15 protein-coding genes and 2 pseudogenes are annotated in these 24,480 nt (G+C 30.4%); 10 read left to right on the plus strand and 7 right to left on the minus strand.

Annotation, left to right across the window (positions count from 1 at the left end; genetic code table 11):
- The first annotated feature begins 238 nt into the window (after positions 1-238).
- Positions 239-1,663, plus strand: a complete 1,425-nt coding sequence (locus GXK56_RS06850; RefSeq protein WP_160686522.1) for an MFS transporter — start codon at positions 239-241, stop codon at positions 1,661-1,663.
- A 306-nt stretch (positions 1,664-1,969) separates the two neighbouring features.
- Here GXK56_RS06850 and GXK56_RS06855 read toward each other — a convergent pair whose 3' ends face one another.
- Entirely contained in the window at positions 1,970-5,593 is a 3,624-nt protein-coding gene (locus tag GXK56_RS06855) for an S-layer homology domain-containing protein (RefSeq protein WP_243156042.1), read from the minus strand.
- A gap of 119 nt (positions 5,594-5,712) precedes the next feature.
- Positions 5,713-8,697, minus strand: a complete 2,985-nt coding sequence (locus GXK56_RS06860; protein WP_160686526.1) for a hypothetical protein — start codon at positions 8,695-8,697, stop codon at positions 5,713-5,715.
- A 265-nt stretch (positions 8,698-8,962) separates the two neighbouring features.
- Here GXK56_RS06860 and GXK56_RS06865 point away from each other — a divergent pair.
- The 5 genes and pseudogenes from GXK56_RS06865 to GXK56_RS27705 form a co-directional block, all read left to right on the plus strand.
- Positions 8,963-9,889, plus strand: a pseudogene (locus GXK56_RS06865) (glycosyltransferase family 2 protein); the annotation flags it as partial.
- Positions 9,890-10,079: 190 nt separating this feature from the next.
- A complete protein-coding gene (locus tag GXK56_RS06870) occupies positions 10,080-10,553 on the plus strand; it encodes a GtrA family protein (protein ID WP_160686528.1) in 474 nt (157 codons plus the stop codon).
- Positions 10,554-10,619: 66 nt separating this feature from the next.
- The gene (locus GXK56_RS06875) at positions 10,620-12,845 is read left to right on the plus strand and encodes a glycosyltransferase family 39 protein (protein ID WP_160686530.1); all 2,226 of its coding nucleotides are present in this window, start codon (positions 10,620-10,622) and stop codon (positions 12,843-12,845) included.
- Positions 12,846-13,140: 295 nt separating this feature from the next.
- The gene (locus GXK56_RS06880; RefSeq protein WP_160686532.1) at positions 13,141-14,847 is read left to right on the plus strand and encodes a glycosyltransferase 87 family protein; all 1,707 of its coding nucleotides are present in this window, start codon (positions 13,141-13,143) and stop codon (positions 14,845-14,847) included.
- Between the two features lie 78 nt (positions 14,848-14,925).
- Complete coding sequence (locus GXK56_RS27705) at positions 14,926-15,126, plus strand: hypothetical protein (protein ID WP_202127840.1); 201 nt, start codon at positions 14,926-14,928, stop codon at positions 15,124-15,126.
- Between the two features lie 82 nt (positions 15,127-15,208).
- Here the strand turns inward: GXK56_RS27705 and GXK56_RS06885 are convergent.
- The 3 genes and pseudogenes from GXK56_RS06885 to GXK56_RS06895 all read right to left on the minus strand — a co-directional run.
- A pseudogene (locus tag GXK56_RS06885) lies at positions 15,209-15,456 on the minus strand (DMT family transporter); the annotation flags it as partial.
- A gap of 100 nt (positions 15,457-15,556) precedes the next feature.
- Complete coding sequence (locus GXK56_RS06890; RefSeq protein ID WP_160686534.1) at positions 15,557-16,765, minus strand: alpha/beta hydrolase; 1,209 nt, start codon at positions 16,763-16,765, stop codon at positions 15,557-15,559.
- A gap of 112 nt (positions 16,766-16,877) precedes the next feature.
- On the minus strand, positions 16,878-17,513 hold the full coding sequence (locus GXK56_RS06895; RefSeq protein WP_160686536.1) for a TetR/AcrR family transcriptional regulator: 636 nt from the start codon (positions 17,511-17,513) through the stop codon (positions 16,878-16,880).
- Between the two features lie 164 nt (positions 17,514-17,677).
- Here GXK56_RS06895 and GXK56_RS06900 point away from each other — a divergent pair, with 164 nt between their 5' ends.
- Positions 17,678-18,655, plus strand: a complete 978-nt coding sequence (locus GXK56_RS06900; RefSeq protein ID WP_160686539.1) for a hypothetical protein — start codon at positions 17,678-17,680, stop codon at positions 18,653-18,655.
- Positions 18,656-18,766: 111 nt separating this feature from the next.
- Here GXK56_RS06900 and GXK56_RS06905 read toward each other — a convergent pair whose 3' ends face one another.
- Together GXK56_RS06905 and GXK56_RS06910 are read right to left on the minus strand one after the other, a co-directional pair.
- Complete coding sequence (locus tag GXK56_RS06905; RefSeq protein WP_160686540.1) at positions 18,767-20,206, minus strand: HAMP domain-containing sensor histidine kinase; 1,440 nt, start codon at positions 20,204-20,206, stop codon at positions 18,767-18,769.
- A 4-nt stretch (positions 20,207-20,210) separates the two neighbouring features.
- Positions 20,211-20,912, minus strand: a complete 702-nt coding sequence (locus GXK56_RS06910; RefSeq protein ID WP_347707943.1) for a response regulator transcription factor — start codon at positions 20,910-20,912, stop codon at positions 20,211-20,213.
- A 256-nt stretch (positions 20,913-21,168) separates the two neighbouring features.
- Between GXK56_RS06910 and GXK56_RS06915 the strand changes: the two genes are divergently transcribed.
- Genes GXK56_RS06915 through GXK56_RS06925 form a run of 3 tightly spaced genes read left to right on the plus strand, consistent with a single transcriptional unit; the run spans position 21,169 to position 24,365 of the window.
- A complete protein-coding gene (locus tag GXK56_RS06915) occupies positions 21,169-21,849 on the plus strand; it encodes a DUF4097 family beta strand repeat-containing protein (RefSeq protein WP_160686544.1) in 681 nt (226 codons plus the stop codon).
- Positions 21,850-21,889: 40 nt separating this feature from the next.
- Positions 21,890-22,771: an ABC transporter ATP-binding protein gene (locus GXK56_RS06920; RefSeq protein WP_160686546.1), complete on the plus strand. Its 882-nt coding sequence runs from the start codon at positions 21,890-21,892 to the stop codon at positions 22,769-22,771.
- Positions 22,764-24,365 (plus strand): hypothetical protein, encoded by a 1,602-nt coding sequence (locus GXK56_RS06925; RefSeq protein ID WP_160686548.1) that lies wholly within the window; start codon positions 22,764-22,766, stop codon positions 24,363-24,365. Before GXK56_RS06920 ends, GXK56_RS06925 begins: the two co-directional genes overlap by 8 nt.
- Positions 24,366-24,480: the final 115 nt, after the last annotated feature.

Below are 24,480 nucleotides of genomic sequence, written 5' to 3' on the forward strand. Positions count from 1 at the left end.
GATAAGCGTTAATAGACAACTATCTTAGGTGTTATATAGAGGTTATGATCATAGTTCAATATAGACGTTCTTTAATTAATTAGGAACAAAGATTTCTCTTTAAAAATATTTATATATATTATAGAGAAACTAACTTAATATCTTGTCTAAGTAAAGTTTAGATGTTATTTTATCTGTGAAATAATACTTTTTAATATTATTATACAAGAGAATTAATGAAAGAAGATGATTTCTAATTATGGAGATACAGAATAGAAATGAATATAAGAATAGATGGATAATATTGGTGGTTGTAGTACTACTTCCATTCATGGCAACATTAGATAGTACCATAGTAAATGTAGTACTACCAGTAATGGTAAATATATTTTCTGTGCCCTTATCCTCTATTCAATTAATAATAATTTGTTATCTCATTACAATAGTTAGTACGATATTATTTTTTGGAAGATTAGGTGATATAAAAGGAAAATCCATAATATTTAATTTGGGGTTATTTGTATTTACTATCGGTTCCTTATTTTGTGGTTTATCGAAGAATTTTACATCCCTAGTATTTTTTCGAGTCATTCAAGCCATAGGCGCATCTGCTGCTATGGCAAATAATCAGGGAATAATAACTCAAGTATTTCCTGACGATGAAAGGGGAAAAGCCCTTGGAATATCTGCAACTTTTTTAGCGTTAGGAACTATGATAGGTCCACCTTTAGGTGGTTTCATAGTTTCGTATTTAAATTGGAGGTATATATTTTATGTGAATATTCCCATTGGAATAATTGCTTCGATAGTTGGAGTTAATGTATTACCCGGCAAGTTGAGTAAAAATAAAAAAGATATTGATTTTATTGGAGCTATAGTTTTTGGAGCTAGCGTTATTTTTTTATTTTATTCTCTTATAACTGGAGAAATCAGCGGATATGAGAATGATCTAATAATAGGTTGCTTTTTTATAGCAGCATTACTTTTTGTTATATTTATATTTGTAGAAAAAAGAAAAAAACATCCACTTTTGGATTTTTCTTTATTTAAGAATTCACTTTTTTCTGTAGGCATATCGTGTACTTTTATATGTTATATGTCATTTAATAGTAATAATATTGTTCAACCATTTTATCTTGAGAATGTATTAAAAATGACACCTGATTATGCTGGAATAATTATGATGATTTCACCAGCTATAATTACAGTAATTGCGCCTTATAGTGGACATTTGTCTGATAAAATTGGCTCTGAGTATTTAACTTTCCTTGGTCTAATGGTTATGGGAATTGGAATGGGTTTAATGGCAACCTTAAATGATAGCTCGACTATCCAGAGATTAATTATATATACATCCTTAATAGCTATAGGAAATGCACTTTTTTTATCACCTAATAATTCTCTCATCATGTCTTCTGTACCTGACGATAAGTTAGGAATTGCAGGGAGTATAAATGCTTTTGTAAGAAATTTAGGACAATCTATAGGTGTAGCTATGGCTAACTTGATTTCATATTCTTTCATGAGTATAAAAATGGGAAGAAAAGTACTTGGATATGTGGAAGGCAGAGATGATATATTTATATTTGGAATGAGACATGTCTATGTAGTTGCCGCTTTAATTTGTTTTATAGGAGTAGTGATAACAGCTGTAAGATTAAGGAGTATCATATATAAAAAATAATAGAAAAATGAAATATATATATTGATAAATAATGAGGTTGATTTTATAAGTAAAGTTGTTAATATATAAGTTTTAATTAAGACTGTACATTTTAATTAAAGATTATTTTAAAAGTCCAAAGTAATTTCATCATTAATTGTTACCTGTTAATTGGATTATATATATGTAATATTTTTGATTAAAACTAAGATAAGATTTTTTGGTGGATTTCAAAGGTCACGCTTCGCCTCCACCATAAAACCCACGAAAATCTAATTTTTGGATTTTCGTGGGTATTTTATTTTGTAAATATTTAATTTAAAAATTCTATTGTGTAGTTTCCACTCCTGGAGGTGTTCCACCTGGGCTGCCTCCATTTGGAGGTGCACCACCTTGACCACCATCTGGAGGCGCGACTCCTGGTGCTCCGCCTTGATTTCCTCCACCTGGTGCTCTGCCAGATTTGGATTTCTTTTCATAGATCTTTGCAAGCATTGAAGCTGCTTCAGCTCTTGACATTGCTTCAGATGGACGAAGCGTACTACTGTCTTCAGCTTCAAGAGCTCCTAAATCTACAATTGTAGTTGCTCCAACTAATGAATCAGAAGAAAGTGAACTTGCATCTGTATATTTGGTAAGATCTGATTCAGATCCATCGCTTGTTGTAACACCTAAAGAAGACAATGCACGATAGGTATAAAGGAATGCCTTATCTCTGGTTAGGGTATTTTCAGGTTTAAAATAATTATTGTCAGTATCAAGTATACCTTTGGATACTGCCCATGAAACAGCCTTGGCATAACTGCTATTTGATGATACATCTTCAAATGAAGAAGTTATTTGTGTTTCAGGAGATCCAGCTGCTTTATATAGCATAGTTATATAATCTTTACTCAAAATACTAGAACCAGGGTTAAATGCTGTATCACCATTTCCTGTAACTATGTCGTTTTGTGCAAGGGTATCTACAGCATCAGAAGCCCAAGAGTAATTTTCCATATCGTTAAAGTATTTTGAATAGTACTTTACAAATGTAACATTTCCGTATTGACCTGGAGTGATTGTATCACTTTTTTGATACTTAACAGTTACAGGAGTATCAGCAGTAATTTTTGAAATATCTGATGATTCTATAGTTCCTACGGTTGTATCCTTTGTTACCTTCCATGATGAATCGCTATCAAAATAAAGATTTGCATTATATGCATAACCATCTGTAGTTCCTGTCCACTCAGAATTTTCAAAGTGTGCATTTAGTGTACTTGGACCACTTCCCATTCCAGGAGCAGTACTATCTACAGTTTTTGCTACATAAAAATCACCATTTATCTCTGTAGTCTCACTTTCAGAATTTGATAGATCCCAATGAGTCTTACTGTTTTCATTCTTAAAGTATACATTTCCTGTTCCGCCACCTTCAGCAGAAATTATATAATTATTTGCAGCCTTACATTTATCAGGGTTTGCTGCTGCATAGCTTTCAAGATATGTTCCTTTGTAAGCATCTGGAGAATTATATTTGCTGTCACCATATTTTTTATAGTTTTCATTTATTAACAATGAACTATCTACATATACAGGTGTACTAGATGCCTCAGTATATATAACGGCAAATCTGTTTCCGCCAGAATATCCTGGAGTTGCAGATTTATCAAGGAACCACCAGTTAAGTGAATCTAATGTGTAAGCTGGTGAATTTGCCTTATCTAAAAACATGTTAAGTTGAGAAATAGAAGTTGCAGATTTTCCATTAATTGCACTATCAATTTCATCTTTTTTATTAAGGAATGCTGATGGATCAGCTATGTCATAGGAATTTCTCATCTCTTCGTCATCGTAATAAGCTGAAACCTTAGAGTTTGAAACTTGTACCTTAGAATAATTTCCACCTTCATTTCCATTACGTGTTTTTATTCCCATAACACCTTGGATTTCGCAGTTGTAAGCATAGCTATATCCACCTGAAGCAGATACAAGGCCTGCATCAAGATATGAGGTCAGATTACTGTTGTACAATGAAACTAGCCCCTTATCACTACCTATTGAATATACACCTGCACAACGAAGACCATAAGTTTTTGTGTAAGCCTGATTTGCTATAATAGTACCGCCACCTGTATCAGTTGCAAGTGCTGTACCAGCTTCGTCACCAGTAATAACTACTGTACTGTTGCTATAATCCTTTTGATTTTCATATTCTGGAACATGTGCTCCTGATTCATCTTTTGTCATGTAAGCATTAATACCTGAAGGTCTTGTTTCTAAAGCTGTTCCATCACCTCCAGAGTATTCTTTTCCAACATTGATTGTAGCATCATCACTACGTGTACCTGTTGTGACAAATTTAGTGTTATATTTTTCTCCATTTTGTGCATTTATATATATTTCTCCACGATATGAATCATATGGTCCATGTGCACCAGAAGAGCATCCAAATAAAAGACCACCTTGTATATTAAGGCGTCCACCATAGGTAGCGTAAGCGGTGTTTACAGTACCATCAATTAGTGGGTTTTTCAATGTCAAAGAAGCTTTTCCAACAGCTGTTGCATCAGTAGTTCCACCATCAACTATAATAGCTGAACCAAGTCCATAGAAATTTCCTGCTTCTGCTGGACCTATTGAACTTGCATCACTTTTAACATGATATGAATTAACTGTAACATTTGTTTCTTTAGTTGAAGAAGTTACTTCAGATCTGTTAGCAGAAGTGCTGCTTGAAGCTTGTACTAAAATACCAGCTGTATTTAAGTCACTTGAATATTTTTCAGTAGTATCATAGCTGCCTAAAAGAGTTTCTGAACTATCAGCAACTTTTGTTGTCTTTTTATATAGATAAGCAGTATATACTCCTACCTCACCTTTTGAAGGACCATTTTGTATATTCTCATTATAGTTAAATAAACGAATCAAATCATAGTCTTTACCATATACAAGCTTATCATTTTCATAAGCATAATTGATAACTTCTGCCTTACTTTTGAACATAATCTCTGATTTACTTTGATATGATTTAACTTGCTTATAATTTTTACTATCTGCTGCATAATATACACCTGTAGATATACCAGTAGATTCATAATAATCATTTGTTTCAGCACCACATGATTTAACTTCGGTATTAACATCATCAGGAAGAGATGTAAACCATGATACGGCACCTTTTGTTATAGATGGAGCAGTATAGGTTGAATCCTTTGATGATTTACGCGTATCGTTTGGATCAGCTTCAAAGGTAGCAGTAATACTTGCAGATGCACTTGAAAATGTGTATTCATAGGAATATTCATTTTTACCAATTGCAGCATCCACTGATTTTCCATCAGCAGTCAAGGATTTTATTTTGTAACCAATGTCTGCTGTGATTGTAAAAGTTCCAGAATATCCACCTGTAAGCATATCTTTTGGAACATTATAAGTTCCTTCTGGAAGAATTTCACCATTGTCTTCTGAAGTAACAGAAAATGTAGAAACTTTACTGCTAAAACCACTTGTTCTTTCTTCTGCAACAGTTTTAGATACAAAGTCTTCTGTACTATAAAATATACCTGCACAGCTCATAAAGCCAGCAGCAGTAAGAACGGTATCTTTGCCAAATGCCCATCCTTTTGTGGCATTGTAGTCATAAATGGCATTATCATTAATTTTAGTCACACTATTTGGAAATAAGACATAATTTCCATCTACCTTATTATTGGAAGATACTGCACTTGAGCCATTTCCAATGGAGGTAACTGTATGGCCATTAACTGTGGCTGGGAACATAACAACTTTAGCGCTCTTTTCTGCTCCAGCTGCATTTATAATTGTAGCTTTGCCATCACTGTCTAAGGTATATGACCAGTTGCCGTCTTGCAAATTGGATGCCGTCTCAGATTCAGATTTTTTATTACAGCCAATTACAAGTAGGCTAACTGAAAATATCAATAGTAGTAAAATTAATTTTTTCATTTTGTCCAAGCTTTTCACTCCTTAATTTTGAATTTATTTTTTAGTCGGTTGCAGAATACTGAAACCATTGATTTATATAACTCCTTAAAGCTATATATCTATATTTTTTATAATTACTACTAAGCTTTTACAAGTTTCAATATAACCTTTCCTGTATATGTTCCAGCTGCAATTTCTGTTTTTTCTCCATTTACAGTCATTGCAACCTTATATCCTTCAGGTGCTTTAATATTTGAAGGATCTGCAATAGTTAAACTTCCAAGGTATGAATCATTTGTAATTGTCCATGTAGAATTATTATTAAAGCTTGCAATAATTCCGAAGTTACCTTCAGCACCATAATAATTTCCGTTTAGACTTGAAATTTTGCCTGTGCCATCTGTATAAGAAAGCTTGTCAACATTCCATAAACCATTTGAACCATCAGCAAAAGAACCATTGAAATTAGAATCAGCAAAATTTACTGTAAGCTTTGAAGATCTGCTACCATTTCTGCCTTCAACACTTCTGCTTACATCTCCCTCATTCCAAATTATACCTTCAGCATCAGATTTATTAAAATTAATTATAGGTTCAGAACCTGCTTCAGAAGCTACAAGGTATTTAAAATCTTTTGTGTTAGTATTTTTAAATTTACTTTGATTGAAAACAAGATTTATTCCAGAGGCTTCAAATTCCATAACAGAGCTTGTAAGTCCACCAAAAGCACTTCCGCTTGTTAGATAAGGAACGTTTGAAAAATCAGTATCACCAGTATATTTACCAGCTGAATAATTATAATATGTGTTATCTAAAACACTATTTCTTAGCCTTGTGTCGCTTGTATATGTTTCTCCAGCAATTGTACTTAGCTTTGTAAGAAGTACTTTTGATGCATCATCAGAAATGTTATAGTTTTTGCAAAGAGTACCAATTGTCATAGTAGAACCGCTCATCATATAGTGAATTAAATCAGTGCTGCCACTGGCCTCTTTCCATGCTGCAACTGCTTGAGCTGCTTTGTCACCAGTAACATAACCTTTAATATCCTTATCAGCTATTAAAGTAATATTGTTAAAAGTTGAAGTGGAATTTGTGTTTATACCTCCACGATTTCTGAAGCCAATTTGACCTGTTGCAGTACTGTTATTAAATTTAAAAGTTCCTCCTGAAGCAGAGACAAGTCCAGCATCCATTTTTGAAGTGAAAGAGGAATCTTCAGCAGTAATTACACCGCCGCCTATAACATAAGCACCAGCTGAACGGTTACCATAAACAGTTGTATGGAAATCTTCTACGTCAACAACACCATTACCAAAATCATTTGCCAATGCAGAAGCTTGTCCGACAGAGTAACTTCCAGGAATACCTGTAACTGATGAGACTTTATTTAAATATGCATATCCACCATATACTACATCAGCAACATGATTGTTCCAACCCGTTAAGTTAAAGTCAGCATTATACACATAAACACTTGCAGTATCTTGTGGTGCAGAGGTTGTACCTGCTTTAGTTCCAGCTCCACCAGCGATAATACCATTAGCACCATCGCCATTTGCAGAAAAAGTACTTACTCCGCCTTTAAGACTTCCAACAGTAATTTTACCTCCATTTGTGGCATAAAGAAGAGCATTCATTCCCCATTCCATCATGATTTCAACATTATATGAACTAAGTCCTGTTTCATAAGACATTTTGCCCCAATTACCAGAAGAAGTTGATACAGCATCAAGCATGCCAACATCAATTGTTCCATAGTCATTAGCCCATAAAATGCTACGATTTTCATTTGCATTTGCACCAATAGCATCTCCATCCTTAGAAGTATCAGCGGTTAATTTACTTTTATAGTATTCATTACCTTCTCCGCTTGTCTTTACAACTGAATTTGCAAAGGCAAGATATATATTACTTAAAACATCTCTAGCGCTTAATCCATTAAGATTCTTGTTACCGCTAGAAATTGTAACAGGGTTATAAGAATAAGTTGAGTTATAAGGTGAATAGTAAAGAATATCTATATCACTATCATCATCTGTATCCCTGTAAGTTACATATTTATAGTGGTTGCTTGTTGAAGGAAACTTTTTAGTCTTTTCATCAATGGAAATACTTTCACCAGTTTTTACATCATAAGCAATAGCTTTTTTATCTAAATTAACTTTATTTCCATTTATATAATAGCCTTCTTGATAATTTAAGAGTGTTTTAACCTTACTATAGGAGCTGTCGCTTGCAATTTTAGTATTGAGAGTAGCAGCTTCATCAGCTGTCAAAGCACGAAAAGTTTTATTGAGTTCAGCAGCACTTATATCCTTTGCAAAGTCTTTATAAATTTCAATTGTTTGTGCTTTGGGGGTATAATTATCACCACTAAAAGTAACAGTGTTATTGGAAAAAGTCACATCGGAAGCTTTATCACTAGCACTTTTGCAAATTTTTGCTATGGATTCTGCTGTGACTCCGTAGCTTGAAGAATTTGTTACATTTAAATAATTTCCACCACCAATAGCAGCAGCGCTGGAGTTAGTCATAGAAACATTTAGGCTTTCTGTATTTCCAGTTACAACAGTTTTTCCACCTGCAGAAGATTGAGACGTACCTGATGGTAGATATAAAGCTGCGTTACCACTACTTTGGAAAGCACCTTCTTTAATTGCTACATTAGGATTTGCAAAGGAAAGAATGACAGCAGTATTCAAATCGTAAAAGGCCCAATCTTCAATTTCAGTTACACTATCAGGAACATAAACAGCCATGATTTCACTATGATGACCAAAAGCTTGTGCTGAAATTTTTGTAACAGGAGCTCCGCCTAGAACGCTAGGAACAATAACTACGGCATCTGTTTTTCCAGCATAATATGTAATCGTGCTAGTTACAGTTTTAGTGTTACCAGAAGTTGTTGTTATAACATCAAAGGACCAGTTCCCCTCCACAGTAGAAACTTTTGTTGTAGATGTAGTGCTGCCAGCTCCTGGTGCACCACCTTCTGGAGGAGCTCCCATACCACCAGCAGGTGGTTGAGCTGGTTGATCTGCTGCCATAGCACTTAAAGAAAAACAGCTTGTTGTTATTGATAAGGTTAGAAGAAGTGTTAATATTATTTTTTGTGATTTCATTAATATCCTCCTTGTGTTTTATAAATATTATGTGTTTTTAGTTTATTTTAACTAGTGAACCTTTAATTAGTCTTAAATTATTTGTTTTCATGTACCTTTATTTAGAATATTACCTGAGACTAGAAGCTAGATTTATTTATGAATTTACAATCCAACTTACTCTTTGTGTAATTAATTCAGATAATTAACTGTTAAGGAAACGTTAAGGTTGGAATGATAAATTGTATTCAAAGGTTAAATAATATAAATAGTTGAGGTGAAGGTAATGAGTAATGACGTAATATATTCTATAATAGTACCCTTATATAATGAAGAACTTGTGATAGATGAAAGTTATAGAAGATTAAAAAAGGTTATGGACTCTACTAAAGAAAATTATGAAATTGTATTTGTAAATGATGGAAGTAGAGATACTACAAGAGAAAAGGCTCTGGAGATATGCAAAAATGATGAAAAAATAAAACTTATTAACTTTTCACGAAATTTTGGTCATCAAGCAGCTATAACAGCAGGAATGGATTTAGCACTCGGAAATGCTGTTGTTGTAATAGATGCAGATCTTCAAGATCCTCCAGAAGTCATTTTGAAAATGATTGAAAAATGGAAGGAAGGCTATGAAGTTGTTTATGGAAAGAGATTAAAAAGAGAGGGAGAAACTTTCTTTAAAAAATTTACCGCAAAGATATTTTATAGAATATTAAAAAGTATAACGACTATTAACATTCCTGTAGATGTGGGAGATTTTAGACTTATAGATCGAAAAGTATGTGATTCTATGATTTCACTTCCTGAAAAAAATAGATATGTAAGAGGACTCGTTAGCTGGGTTGGCTATAAGCAAACTTATGTAGAGTTTGAAAGACAGGAAAGATTTGCTGGAGAAACCAAATATCCTTTGAAAAAGATGATAAAGCTTGCTTTTGATGGTATAACCTCTTTCTCATATAAACCACTTGTTATTCCGGGGTATTTTGGAGTTTTGTTTTTTCTTATAGGAATAATTTTAATGATTGTAACTATTGTAAAAAATATACACAATTTAAATATAAACTTTGGAATGATAATGTCAATTAATTTAATCATGTTTGGTGTAATTTTAGGCTGTATAGGTATGATTGGTGAATATATCGGACGAATTTTTGATGAAAGTAAAGGAAGGCCTATGTATATAATTGATACCACAACAAATTATACACCTATAAAAAAAGCGCGAAGCGCAACCAAGAACAGTTCACCTTTAAAAAAAGTCGGAAGAACAAGCGAGAACTTATCACATTTAAAAGAGGTGAGAAGCACAGCCAAGAACTTATCACAACCACCAAAAGCACAAAGCAAAACCGTAAGCATACCTCATTTAAAAAAAGTGCAAGGTTCCAATTAAAATGAGGAAGCATATTTTAAAAGGAAACACATCTTATAATCATTCGCTGAGTAAGGGATTTACAGAAAATCATAGATTTTGGCTATCTGCTTATGGAAAACTTAAACTATTAAGTCGATTTTCTATTATAGGAGTATTAAACACACTTATTGATTTGGCTACATTTACAATATTTCATAGTTTGTTTGGCGTAAATTATACAATAAGTCAGGTAGCAGGATATAGTCTTGGGGTTGTAAATAGTTTTGTATTTAATAAGAATTGGACCTTTGAACATAGAGATACTAATAAAAAGACAGTTCATGAATTTTTGCAATTTATTATTATTAATTTAATTTCGCTTACAATTACAATAATATTTATGGAATGTTTAATAAACGACTTTGAGGTTAATGTATATATAGCAAAAATAATTGTAACGTTAATAGCTCAAATAACTAATTTCATTGGATATAAACTATGGGTGTTTAACTAAGTTTAAGAGAGTTTATGTGAAATTAAAAAATAATAAAGGGAAAGAACTTTATATGGAGGCAAAAAAATGAAAAAACTTAAATTTACAAAAGAAACTTTAGTTTTATCACTAATTTTAATATTATCTGCAATACTAAACTTTGCAAATATAGGTATAGAGGGATATGGAAATGGATATTATGCTTCAGGTGTAAAGAGCATGACTATGAGTCTTAAGAATTTTTTCTTTGTATCTTTTGATCCAGCAGGCTTTGTAACAATTGATAAACCGCCAATGGGATTTTGGATACAAACTATATCAGCAAAAGTATTTGGGTTTAGTGGATGGAGTATACTTTTACCTCAAGCTATTGCAGGTGTAATTTCAGTTTACCTTATATATTATCTTGTAAAAAGATCTTTTGGAGCTCCAGCTGGACTTATATCATCATTATGTCTTGCAGTAACTCCAGTTTTTATAGCTACAAGCAGGAATAATACAATAGATAATTTACTTATTGTTACACTGCTCTTTGCCTGCTTAGCTCTTTCTAAAGCGGCAGAACAAGGAAAAGTTAAATATCTTATAATAAGTTTAGTGCTTGTAGGTATTGGATTTAACATTAAGATGTTAGAAGCATATATGATTGGACCTGCTTTATATATAACATATCTTCTTTCTTCAGCGATATCTTTTAAGAAGAAGATAACACACCTTGTTGTGGGTTCAGTTATTCTTTTTACGGTATCTTTATCCTGGGCTGTAATTGTAGACTTAGTACCAGCACAAAATAGACCTTTTGTAGGTAGTAGTACAAACAATAGCGTTATTGAACTGATATTTGGGCATAATGGTTTGGAGAGACTTGGTCTTAGCAGCCAATCAGGTCCAGGGGCCGGTGGTCCTGGTAATGGTAATAAAGATGATGGACAAAGACAATCTAAAAATATTGGGAATTCTACTTCTAATGCAGCACCAGAAAATTCTAACGACAATAGTAAAGGGCAAGAAATGGCAGGTGCTCCAAGCGGAAATGGTCAAGGAATGCCTGATGGTCCTACAGATGGAAATAGTCAAGAAATGCGTGGGGGGCCTTCAGATGGTAATGGTCAAAAAGGTGGAGAGATTCAGCCACCAAGTGGTGCTGGTCAAAGAGGTCAAAATGGTGGAGGACCAGGAGGTCAAGGCAGCGGTCTTCAAGGAACCTTCGGAGGTCAAACTCCAGCAGGAATTACAAGATTATTCTCTAAAAATGTTTTATCAGATCAAATAGTTTGGTTTATTCCACTTGCTTTATTTGGATTTTTAGCAGGTGCAATAAAAGAAAAATTAAGATTCAAGTTAGACAATAGAAAAAAAATATCACTATCATTATGGATTGTATGGCTGGTTCCTGAATTTATATACTTCAGCTTTACAACAGGATTGTTCCATCCATATTATTTAAGTATGATGGCACCACCAATTGCAGCTTTAGCAGGAATTGGGGTGGTAACAATGTGGCAATTCTATAAAGAAGGTGGTTGGAAGTCATGGTTATTACCGATAGCTTTTGTAGCAGAAGGTTTAACTCATACGTTAATGTTATCTTATTTCTATAGCAGCCTATCAGTTGTTATAAGAAATATAATTATTGCCTCGCTAGCATTATGTTTTGGAGCTTCCGTGATACTTTCTATATTAAATGTTACAAAAAGTAAAAATAATGATGACGTTAAAGATAACAAAAATACAAAATTAAAGAAAGGATTAGTAGGAATTGCTTTAATTGGTATTCTGGTAACACCATTTATTGGTGCAAGTGCAGCAATAACTCATAGTGTAAATAGTACAATTCCTTGTGCTGGATTAGAACTTCTTTCGAATAGCGAAAAAGGTGGTTTTGGTGGAGGAATGGGAGATAAGATTAATAGCGGCAATACAAAGTTAATTGAGTTTCTAAAGAGTAACAAAACAATTGAAAAATATTTACTAGTTGTATCTTCTTCACAAAGCGCACAAAATATAATAATTCAAACAGGTGAATCTGTGATGGCTCTTGGAGGTTTCTCAGGCTCTGATAACATACTTACTTTGGATCAGTTTAAGGAATTGGTTAAAAATGGAGAGGTAAGATATGTACTTTCAGGAGGTATGGGAGGTAGAGGTAATGGAGGCAACGAAATCATGAACTGGGTTGCTCAAAATGGTGAAGTTATTCCAGGAAGTGAATATAAAGATTCTAATACATCACAAAATCCTGGTGGATTCGGAGGAGGAAACAATTCTGAACAGTTATATGATTTAAAAGGAGCCGCTGATACTTTAAATTAAAAAATTAAATTATGTAACTATATTAAATGAGTAAAATATTATATTCAATAAATAAAATATTTTGCTCATTTTTCAATGTATAAACTAGTTTGAAATTATTAGCATTTTAAAAGTTTATAAAATCAAGGGCTAAGGAGTTATAATTGAAAAATTTAAATGGTCAATTAAGGATGAAAAGACCTGAGGCTTTTCTGAAAAACATTTAATTAAAGAAAGCCAGTAGATTTCCTCCTATATTTTCATTTTAAATTCTAAATTGAAAATATAGTGAAGTTTGGTGAAGGGAGAATAAGAAATGGAAAAAGCTAATTTAAAAAAACATACACTCAAAATAAGTTTAATTTTTATTTTATTGATATCAGCATTTTTATGCATATATACAGTATGGAATTATAATGGAAATAATGATATGATAAAAAACAATCAATTTATGGCAGAAGGAGCTCAGTCTAATAATGGTCAGAATACATCTCCTTCAAATAAAGCTCAAACAAGCTCCAGCGAAGATTCAAGAGCTTCTAGTGGAAATGATCAATCAAATCAAAATATGAAACCGGATAAAAATGGAGGTATGGCACTACAAAATGGTGATACGAAGCCAAATCAAAATGAAGGCATTGCTCCGCCAAGTGGAGGTAAACAATCTTATTCAAATAAAAACAGACTGCCTGGACAAAATGGAAATATGCAAAGAGGTAATACAAATACTAAATATGTTCCTGCACTTACTATATACTCAGGAATATTTTTAATTTTATGTATGGGAACGTATTACTTATTTAGACGCAAGAATATAAAGATTAATTTTGCTGATGAAAAAACAATAATGTTTGCACTATTAGCTGCAGGACTTCTTTTAAGAATTGCTGGATCAACACTGATGGATGGACACAATGATATTAACTTATTTAAAAATTGGGCATCGACTGCCGCAAATGGTCTTTCACAATTTTATTCAAACGCTAGATCAGCAGACTACCCGCCTTTGTATATATACATTTTAGCTTTAATCGGTAAGATTGCAAGTGTGCCTGATTTTAGTGCATATTTTATTTTGATGCTCAAGATACCATCAATAATCGCTGATATTATTACATCTTATTTTATATACAAGCTAGGGAAAAAACATTTTAGTTCAGTAATTAGTATTTTAATAGCTACATCTTATATTTTCAATCCAGCTATTTTTATAGATTCAGTTTTTTGGGGACAGGTTGATTCATTTTTTACACTGTTTATTGTTATTGCATTATTTTTATTAGCAGAAAAGAAAATTGCAGTCTCATCTGCAATGTTTGCAATAGCTGTACTCATGAAACCTCAAGGAATTATATTCCTTCCTATACTTTTCTTTGAATTAGTAAGAGAAAGAAAAGTAAAAAAAATTATATGTGCAGCGTTGTCAGCAATAGTTACTGCATTTATAATTATACTTCCATTTTCCTTAAATCAGCAAAGTCCATTATGGATTTTTAAGCTTTATTCCAATACAATATCAGAATATCCATATGCATCTGTCAATGCATTTAACTTTTTCAGTTTGATAGGAGCAAACTATAAAAACAATACAGATACTTTATTACTATTTAATTATCATACTTGGGGAATGATTTTTATTGTATTAACAACATTATTTTCATGGTTAATTTATATCAAAAATAATAATAGAGCTTTTGTTCCAGCAATAGCATTACTTCAAATCGCAGGAGTATTCACTTTTTCAGCTGGAATGCATGAGAGATATCTATTTCCTGCTGTAGCATTAGCAATTTTAGCATTTATATACTTAAAGGATAGAAGATTTATTTTATTAGCTATAGGATTTAGTTTAACGAGTTATATTAATATTTCGACTGTTCTGTTTAATCTAAATTTTAATATTTTACTTATGATGACTTCAGCTTTAAATGTACTATTGGTTGGTTATTTGGTAAAAGTTTTATTTGATATTACTGTTAAGTGTGATAAGTCGCAAGGGCAGAGTGAAATAAAGGAGTTTTAATATGTTAGAGTATTTACATTCACTAAGAGAGAAATTGAAAATAAATTATCTAACGAGGGTTTTGATAACTTAGCAAAAATGTATTATAACAAGATTATATGGATATGGACTGAAAGAACATATCAAATTGAAGCATATGGCATTGGTAATGAAGAAACAATGAATTTAAATCATGGACCGGGCAGGGGTGAAGCACAATATAGTATACTACTTTTGCAACTAATGTATTTAAAGGAGATTCAAAATATAGAAGCGGATTGCTTTGAATATTATATGTAATGAAATTTCTAATGTATTGCTTTATTTTTATCAGATTGATAAGTGGGATAAAATTAAAAATAGTTAATAGATGAATTTGATTTCCCAATAATCCTCCAGTTAACACCCACCAACTAGTATTTTGATGTTTCCTATAGTCGGTAAAGTATTAGATCCATTTAATAAAGTGATAAAAAATATCAATCCAAGTCCTAAAGTTCCAACAGCAAAGCTGACAAGAAATGAAAGTATAGGATTTACTATTTTATAGCGAAAAGCTCCATTTATATCAACTTGCAAAGTCAGAGCAAAGCCAGATAATAATGAGAGTAAATAATATAGGAATGTCATAGTATAGCTTCCATTAAATTTAATATTATAGAGCTTTCTATGAAAAATTAAATTAAGCATAGAAAGCTCTATTAAAAAGTAACTAGAATTAATTTAAGTTTTAGTAAAAATAATTTTCAAATATATCATCTAACCAATCAAACATAACTTGATGAAATAGTGCATGATTACCTTCTTGACAATGTTCTTCTGCGCCTTCATCTATAGTAAAGATACGAACTGTTTTTGGTGCCTTTATTGAATCTAAAAGGGCATTTAATTGGTCATTAGAAACAAAGTGATCTGTTTCTCCCATAGTGAGCAATATAGGGCATTTAATCTTTTCAGCAACTCCTTTTAAAGAAGCTTTCTTCATTTCATCAAAAACTTCATATCTGTGTTTCAAGCCAAATACCCACTTACCATTGTTTAGCATCCAACGAAGATTTGAATTATTTTCTTCAGCTTTTGCAAGCATTGCTTCTTTTTGTTCTGTTGGTAAGCTTAATACTTTTTCAAGGTGAGGATTTTGATTTATAGTAGATTCATAAGTATCATAGAATACGTTGAAAGCAATACATGCTTTTATACGTTCATCAAAAGCTGCTGCCCTTGGTGCAAAATAACCACCTAAGCTCATACCAAGCAAGGATATTTTATTAATATCGATATCTTTTCTTGTTTCAAGGTAATCTATTGCAGCACCTACTGGAACTTCTGCATCATGACGCATATAAAGGTTATTCTTTCTTAAAGCTTCTCCTTGTCCTGGGCATTCAAAGATCAAACAGTTATAACCACGTTTTATAGCTGGAGCAGCACCACAGAAATAAAGCTCTTGAAGAGTGGAGTCATATCCACCGATAAATAATAAAGTTGGTATTGTTGAAGTATTGGCTTTATCATAGTTTAATGCTCCATAGAAATATCCTTTTAAATATGTACCTTCATATGGTATTTCTACTATTTCAAAATGTGAATCTATAAGCTTCATTGCTTTTTCGAAAGTTTCAACACTTTTTTCAAAGTTTTCACTACGTCTGGGATCAGTTCCTTGTAAAAATAATTCTGCGGTTCTATAATAATTATGTGCTCTAAGGAAAGCTTCTCTAGCACTTATTTTATGTCTCTTATTTAAGCAGTCAATACCTGTTTGTTCAACTCTTTCAGCTGTATTATTCCATTCTTCATACCAGCTGTCAAAGTCACCTTCTTTAATTTTTGCAGCTGTTGCTAAGGTTTCACCTATTTCTGCTCCTTGATATCCTGCATAAGTTGCAGCTCTTAATAATTCAAATGAAAATGCTTGATCTTGAAAATGTAGTTTCATAGTTAAATCCTCCTTTATATAATAAATTTTCAGTTTTGCATTTAATAGATTTATTTGATTTTTTAATTGAACATTCAATGAATGAAAAGTGTAAAATTCCATAAAGGAATTTTTATTTTTTCCAAGTCATTTGAGTATAATTTATAATTTGTTCTAAATACTCATCTTTACTAATTGAATATATATTTCTTTCTCCAAAAAGTATATTTTGTAATATATACGTATAGATAGAACTCCAAAACTGATTTGCCATCATGAAAAAATCAAAAGCTTTTATTTCATTTTTTTCAGCTTTCTCTTTTAAAATAAGTTCTGTTTTATGAATTACCTTCTTTATATGGTTATTAAAAGTGTTAATATATTCATTAGATAATATATTTTGCTCCCTTAATAATATAATTACTATATTTTTATCATTGCCAATATACTTAAATATTATATTTCCCAATTTTAAAAGAATCTCTTTAAGTGGTGTGTCACAAGTAACTTCAGATATATCTTCTTCAAATTTAATCCATTTTTCATCAATAAATTCTTTAATAATTATATCTAAAATTTGTTTTTTTCCATCTGGAAAATAGTGATAAATAAGTCCGTCAGCCATGCCAATATTATTTGTTATCTGTCTAGTTGTTGTTGCATGGTAACCATTCGAGGCAAATAGTTCCTTTGCTGAATCTAAAAGCTGACTACGTCTTTCTATTGCTTGGAGATCTCGATTCGTAAGTTTAATGTTATTATTATTCAATTTATTCACCGCCTGTTCAATGAAATTATAAAACATATTTAAATATAATGCAATAGTATAAAAATCATATTTATTCTTATTTAAATTAGTGCGTATTAATAAAATAAGATATAATATAACCAATGGAAAAGTTAAATGTTTATATTAATTTGGAGGTATATTAAATGAATAGAGCTAGGTATTTACGTTTATTTATATTTGCGATTGCAATGTTTTTTTTGCTTTTTTATCCTTTTTATGTTCGTAATTCTTTGATGGAAGTATTACCTTATTTAGTGGAATCAAAGTGTGTGTCAGAAGTCGTAATACAGAATATTGCTATAAATAAATTACTGATATTTAATTCCTTACTTATAGTCCTATTTCCTATATCGCTACTATATATTTTTTTCTTAGGAAATTTCAATATCGGTGAGAGATTACTTTTTAAAAGAAATCAGGTGAATCCAAATTCTAAAAAGAATTTTCAATTGGACAAGTGGTATGATATGACACGAAGGTTTTTAGGAAATGATTGGTTTGTACATATGTATGGTGCAATTGAAAAAGGGGATTTTGTCCCTAAAAAATCAGCACTAACTTTTGTGAGTCCAGCTGCCAATAAAGGAATCTATGAAAAATTCCTATACGATGACTTAAAACAAAAGGGAATTTCAATAAAATTTATCATTGCGGACATAGATGAAATTCAAAATCATGCTGTAAAAGGTACTAATGATGAAAATCTGAGATTTTTCGAGGGAAAAGAGGCATTAAAAATAGAAGAGTATTTGCTAGAAGCAGGAGAAACAAAAGCTGATGTGATTTTTGATATAAAAGGAAGCATATGGTATTCTCTAAGAAGTGATAATGAACAAAATATACTTTTCGAAAAATTCTATAGAGTGTTGAGTGATGATGGACTAATAATTATAGATAATTCAAAAAAGAGTTTTCTTTCATTTTGTATTTATTATTTATTTGGACATGTTTCATGGCATGTTGAAACTTCGACTGGATTTCTACTAAATAGAAACAAGAAAAGGAATAGTAAATTCAAGGCATACATAGATTCTCATTTTGAACAAAATGAATTGAGATTTCAAAATGATTTTGGAGATTTATTTGATATTATTGTTTTAAAGAAAAAAATATTGCAATAGAAAAAATTAAAAAAATCGCTAAAGTGTATTAAAAGTATAGCCATTATATATACATATCCACGACAGAAATGTCGTGGATTTTCATGTTAGAGACCTAAACCTAAATTAAATTTAAATTTTAATTGGTATAGAAATCACAAATAAAATTTTCTCAAATTCAGTAGAAGTTAATTTTATAGTTCCACAATGTTTTTCTATGATTTTTTTGGTTATAGCTAGTCCTAGACCGCTTCCATTAGAATTATTATTATCTGATTTTACAAATGGTTCAAATATTTTATCACTTATTGATGTATCAATACTAGCCTCATCACTGCCAATTTTTAAGATTACATTATTTTCTTTCTCATATGATTCAACTTTTAAACTTGTATTATTTTGATTATGACTTAGTGCGTTATTAAAGATATTTGAGATTGCCCTTTTCATTAATTTTTCATCAAATTCAAATACAACAGAATAATCACTAATATTAATTTCTAAGTTAAAATGTTTATTTTGGAACTCTTCATAATATTCAACAATGAGGCGTTTAAGCCATTCGTTAAAGTCAAGTTTAATTAAGGATAGGTTATATTCAGAATCCTCAAGCTTTGATAGTGCAAATAAATCTTCAATAAGTACTGCTGAATATACTGATTTATTATAGATTATTTTTAAAAACTTTTCTCTTTCTTCAGAGGTTATATTTTCTTCTAATAAAAGTTTCGAAAAACCTTGAATAGAAGTTATTGGAGTTTTTAAATCATGGGATATATCTACTAATAATCTTTTTTTACTTTCGTCTATTCTTAAATTTTCTTCCTTAACTTTTTCAAGTTCTATTATCATTTCATTAAATTCATTTTGTACTTCTTGAAGTTCCTTTAAGCCTTTTATATTAGCTCTAGTACCATAATCAAGTTTTTTGATATTTTTAATATTAGATACAAAGTTTTTTAGAGGAGTTGTTATAAAGGTTGAACTAATAATGCTATAAATGTAAAGACCTATTAATAATAAAACTGCCTGAATAAAATATAAAGTGCCATAGGTTTTTAAAGAAAGAGTAATATCTGATTTACTAGAAAAATTAGGTTTGTAAATAAATGAATGTTCAATTTTACTTTTTTCAATTTTATACAGAAAAAGATAGTGCTCTCCATTTCTACCTTCCACAGGAAATACTTGTCCAAAGTAAGAATTTTCAGTAGAATCTTCGTTTGAAGAATTTAATTCAAATAGCTGATTTTCAGTGTACTGCATTAAGGTATCTTTTTTATCACCTTTTATATAAATTACTTTTTTGTTTTCATCTAGAACTTCTTCCCAAGCACCCATTTCTGAGAGAAAACCAAGTTTGATTTTATCAAAATCTTTATTATAATAGGAAGCAAACGAAGTGACATGAATTTTTTCATTATTTAAAATAAACTTTTCTACTATAAAGGTTGAAGATTTATATGATAATTGAACTATTATATATAATATTAAGAAAGTTATTAGATAATTTATAATAAGAAAGCCTTTTACATTTAATTTTTCGTTGATGTGCTTAAAATTTATCTTCATAACTTTATTTACCTTCAAACATATAACCAAGACCTCTTATGGTCTTAATATATTTAGGTTCTTTAGGGTTGTCTTCTATTTTCTCTCTTAACTTACTCATATAAACCATTATAATTTTTTCATCTCCAAGATAGAATTGATCCCATACGTGTTCATACAATTGACCTTTAGTAAAAACTTTATTTTTGTTGTTCATAAGAAAGCACATAAGCTTATATTCAAATGATGTTAGGTGAAGTTCATCATTATCTTTATATATTTTGCAAGCTTTTTCATCTAATTTCAAATGTTCATTTACTATAATAAATGTGCTTTCTTCAGACTGTTTGTTGAATACTATACTCCTTCTTAAAAGTGCTTTAACCCTTGCAATTAGTTCTATAGGGTTAAAGGGCTTTGAAAGATAGTCATCTGCACCAAGAAATAAACCATCAATTTTATCTATATCTTCACCTTTAGCAGATAAAAAGATTATAGGTGTATTACTTTTTTCTCTGATCTTTCTTAAAACTTCTTTGCCATCAAGTTCAGGCATCATTATATCTAATATTATTATATCAATTTGTTCTTTTTCAAAAATCTCTAGTGCTTCTATTCCATTCAGAGCTCTGAAGGTGTTATATCCATTATTTCTTAAATAAAAATCTATTAGTTCTACAATTTCTTTTTCATCGTCTACGACTAAAACTGAATTCAATTTCTTCACCTCTTATTTGTTAGGTTTATATTTTATGTCAATTACAATTAATGGATTTAGTGCCATATTTAATATCAATATTAACTTAATTATAAAGTAGTAATGTTTTGATTTACAAGTTAATATGTTAATTTTATGTTTCATTAAGCTTAGATTAATAAAACATTAATTTTAGAGGCATATACTTTGGTCTGTAAGGAAATTTAACAAAAAAGAGATCTATATATCAGGTTTAGGATGAAAATGAAATTAAGGAGGTAGGGGCGTGACAAAAAGAATATTACAATTTATATTAGTTGTTTTAGCATTAGTTTCTTTAGTAATGGGGATTATATTATTTTTATCAGCTAAAACAACTAATGAGCAAAGAATTTTTACTTCAGAGGAAATATCCAATTTGCAAGAAATATCATTAGAGGGAAATTTTGATGTTAATGTTACTTCATCTGATTCAAAGGAGGTAAAATGCAGTTTTTCTAAAGTTAAAAGGGGCTATATATCAAATGAATATGAATTAGAAAGTAAAATTGAAAATAATGTTTTGTATGTAAAAACAAACAGTGAAAAAGCTTCAGGAGTTGTTATTGGTAGTGAGGCTTTAATTTTAAATATTGATATTCCAAAGAGTTATGAAAATAAATTATCTATAAAATCTGAGTTAAGTAAAATAAGTATACTAAATTCAAAATCAAAAGATATACAGTGCAATGTTGATGATAGTAATATAAAAATTTCTCTAGATGATATATGTGGCAATATTAATGTAAATGCCAATCTAGGAGATATAGATTTAAAATTACCTAAAGACCAAAAATTCAATCTATCAGCTAAATCTCACTTAGGCAAAGTTACTAATAATCTTGATTCAAATGTAGATTCCTCCATAAGGGAAAAAAATATTAATTTATCATCCTCAGATGGGGATATAACTATAAGTGGAAAATAAGTATTAGGAAATTTATTATATTAGAGTTAGGAGGAAAATTATGCTTTCAATAAAAAATGTTTCAAAAAAATATTCAAGTGATTTTATGGCTATTTCAAATTTTAATCTTGAACTGGAGGGAGGAGTAATAGGACTTTTAGGTGCAAATGGTGCTGGTAAATCAACATTGATGAAACTGATAGCAACAGTTTCAAAACCAAGCGAAGGAATTATTACTTGGAAAGGACAAGATATTCATAAAAATGGAGATGAACTTAGACATGATTTGGGATACTTGCCTCAGAGTTTTGGTGTATTTCCTAATTTGACAGCTGTTGAATTTTTAAAGTATATGGCAGCTTTAAAGGGACTTAATATGAAGAAGGCAAAAGGTAGAATAAATGAGCTTATTGACTTATTAAATCTTAGTGATGCAGCTAATAGAAGTATTGGAAATTATTCAGGTGGCATGAAGCAGAGAATAGGTATTGCTCAAGCACTTTTAAATGATCCTAAAATTCTTATAGTGGATGAACCTACCGTTGGATTAGATCCAAATGAAAGAATGAATTTTAGAAATTTAATAAATAGTTTATCAAAAGATAAAATAATTATATTGTCTACACATATAGTATCTGATGTTGAATCTTCAGCAGAAAAAATTGTTCTTATGAATAAAGGCAAGCTTATGTGTTTTTGTAAAAATGAAGAACTTTTAAGTTCCCTAGAAGGAAATGTGTGGGAATGTTTAATTGAGGAAAGCAAACTTGAAGACATAAAAAATAAATATATAACAGGAAACATTATAAGGAGAAATGATGGAATGGCAGTTCGAGTAATATCAGAAACAAAACCAGTATCAGATGCTATTAATATGCAGCCTACACTTGAAGATGTTTATATTTATTATACTTCTGGAAAGAGAGGGGAGAAGCTTGAATAAGTTATATGAAATTTATTATATAGGAAGATCTGATTTTTTAGACAGAATAAGAAGTAAAAGTATATTCATGATAACTCTTTTAATGATGTATATATCCTATTTATTTTTTCCACAAAATAATAGCAGTGTATATTATACATTAAATTATAATTTTAAAGGATTTTTTTATAGGGGGATTTATAATTCTATATGGATGGGCTGGGTTGCTACAATAGCCTTTATCAGTGTTGTAACTTTAATTGGTTTTTATTTTGTCAGGAATTCCATAAAGAGAGAAAGGGAGCTCTTAATAGGGGAAATAACTGCTTCTATAGGGACAAAGTCTTGGATTTTTATATTTGGAAAAGCCTTTGGTAATTTATTATTTCTGTTATTGCAAATGCTTATAGTTATTTTTATTACAATTATAATGCAGTTTGTGAGAGGAGAAAGCTATTCTCTTGAGTTAATTAATCTTTTAACACCATTTGTAATATTAGCAGTACCAGTTTGTTTTATTGTATCAGTTATAGCTATAATCTTTGAGGTTATACCTATACTTAGAAATTCTTTTGGAAATGTAGAATATTTCTTTGTGTGGTCTGGTATATGTGTAGCATCCCTTAGAGGAGAAAAATCCTATTTATCAGATGTTTTTGGAATGAATACTACTTCTAAAGTGATTTTAGAACAAATTAAGAATAACTTTGATGAATTTAAAGACATTAATGACTTCAGCCTTGGAACAAATGGGGCACTTCATGATAATATTAAAACTTTTGTAATGGATAAAGTTAATATTGATATGTATATATTTATAGGAAGATTCTTTTGGATTGTTATAGGCATTTTAATACTTTTTTTGGCTTCTATATTTTTTAGAAGAACTTCTCTCATTAGAACAAAAGTGAGTTTAAAGAGGGGCAAGGTGATTGATACTAAACTAAAGGAATACAATTCACCCAAAAGAATAATATTAAGTAAGATTTTTGAAAGTAAAACTTATTCTAATAAATTAAGAATAATATGTAGTGAGCTTAAGCTTATGTTTGCAACATGTAATTTGTGGTGGTACTTATCTATGATTATTTGTACTATAGTAATATTTTTTGCAAAAGGTGAAATTTTATATAAGTTATTAATTCCTGTAATATGGATTTTGCCTATTTTTATATGGTCTAAATTAGGTACTATTCAAATTAATTTTAATATGGACGACTATCTTGTCACATATAATAATTATAGAAAGTCTCAGCTTTTTGATTCGGTTATAGCAGGAATTTTATTTACTATGCTTATGAACATTAGTATAATAATAAAATTTATCATATCAAATGATTATTTAGGAATTGTATATATTTTAATGGGAAGTGTATTTGTAAATACATTGGGACTGTTTATTGGGACTGTTTCTAAAAACGCTACTGCTTTTGAGATAACTTATATGATTTTATGGTATGTAGGTATATTAAATGGTTTTACAAGCTTAGATTTTCTCGGTCTTACAAAAACAGCTTTAAGTGCTCATACTCCAATTATATTCTTTGCCGTTGGAATTATTTTGTTAATAGCTTCAATTGTAATTAAGAAAAATAGAATTAATACTTTCAATTAAGATAAATCTAATTGAGCATAAAGTCACTATATGATAAACTTGAATTAATTTAATTAAGATTTCCTTATAAGTTAAATTTATCAAATTAAAAATATAATAATTATAGTTAAATTTA

It is taken from the genome of Clostridium sp. C2-6-12 (genome assembly GCF_009928485.1).
In the GTDB taxonomy this organism is placed as follows: domain Bacteria; phylum Bacillota; class Clostridia; order Clostridiales; family Clostridiaceae; genus Clostridium.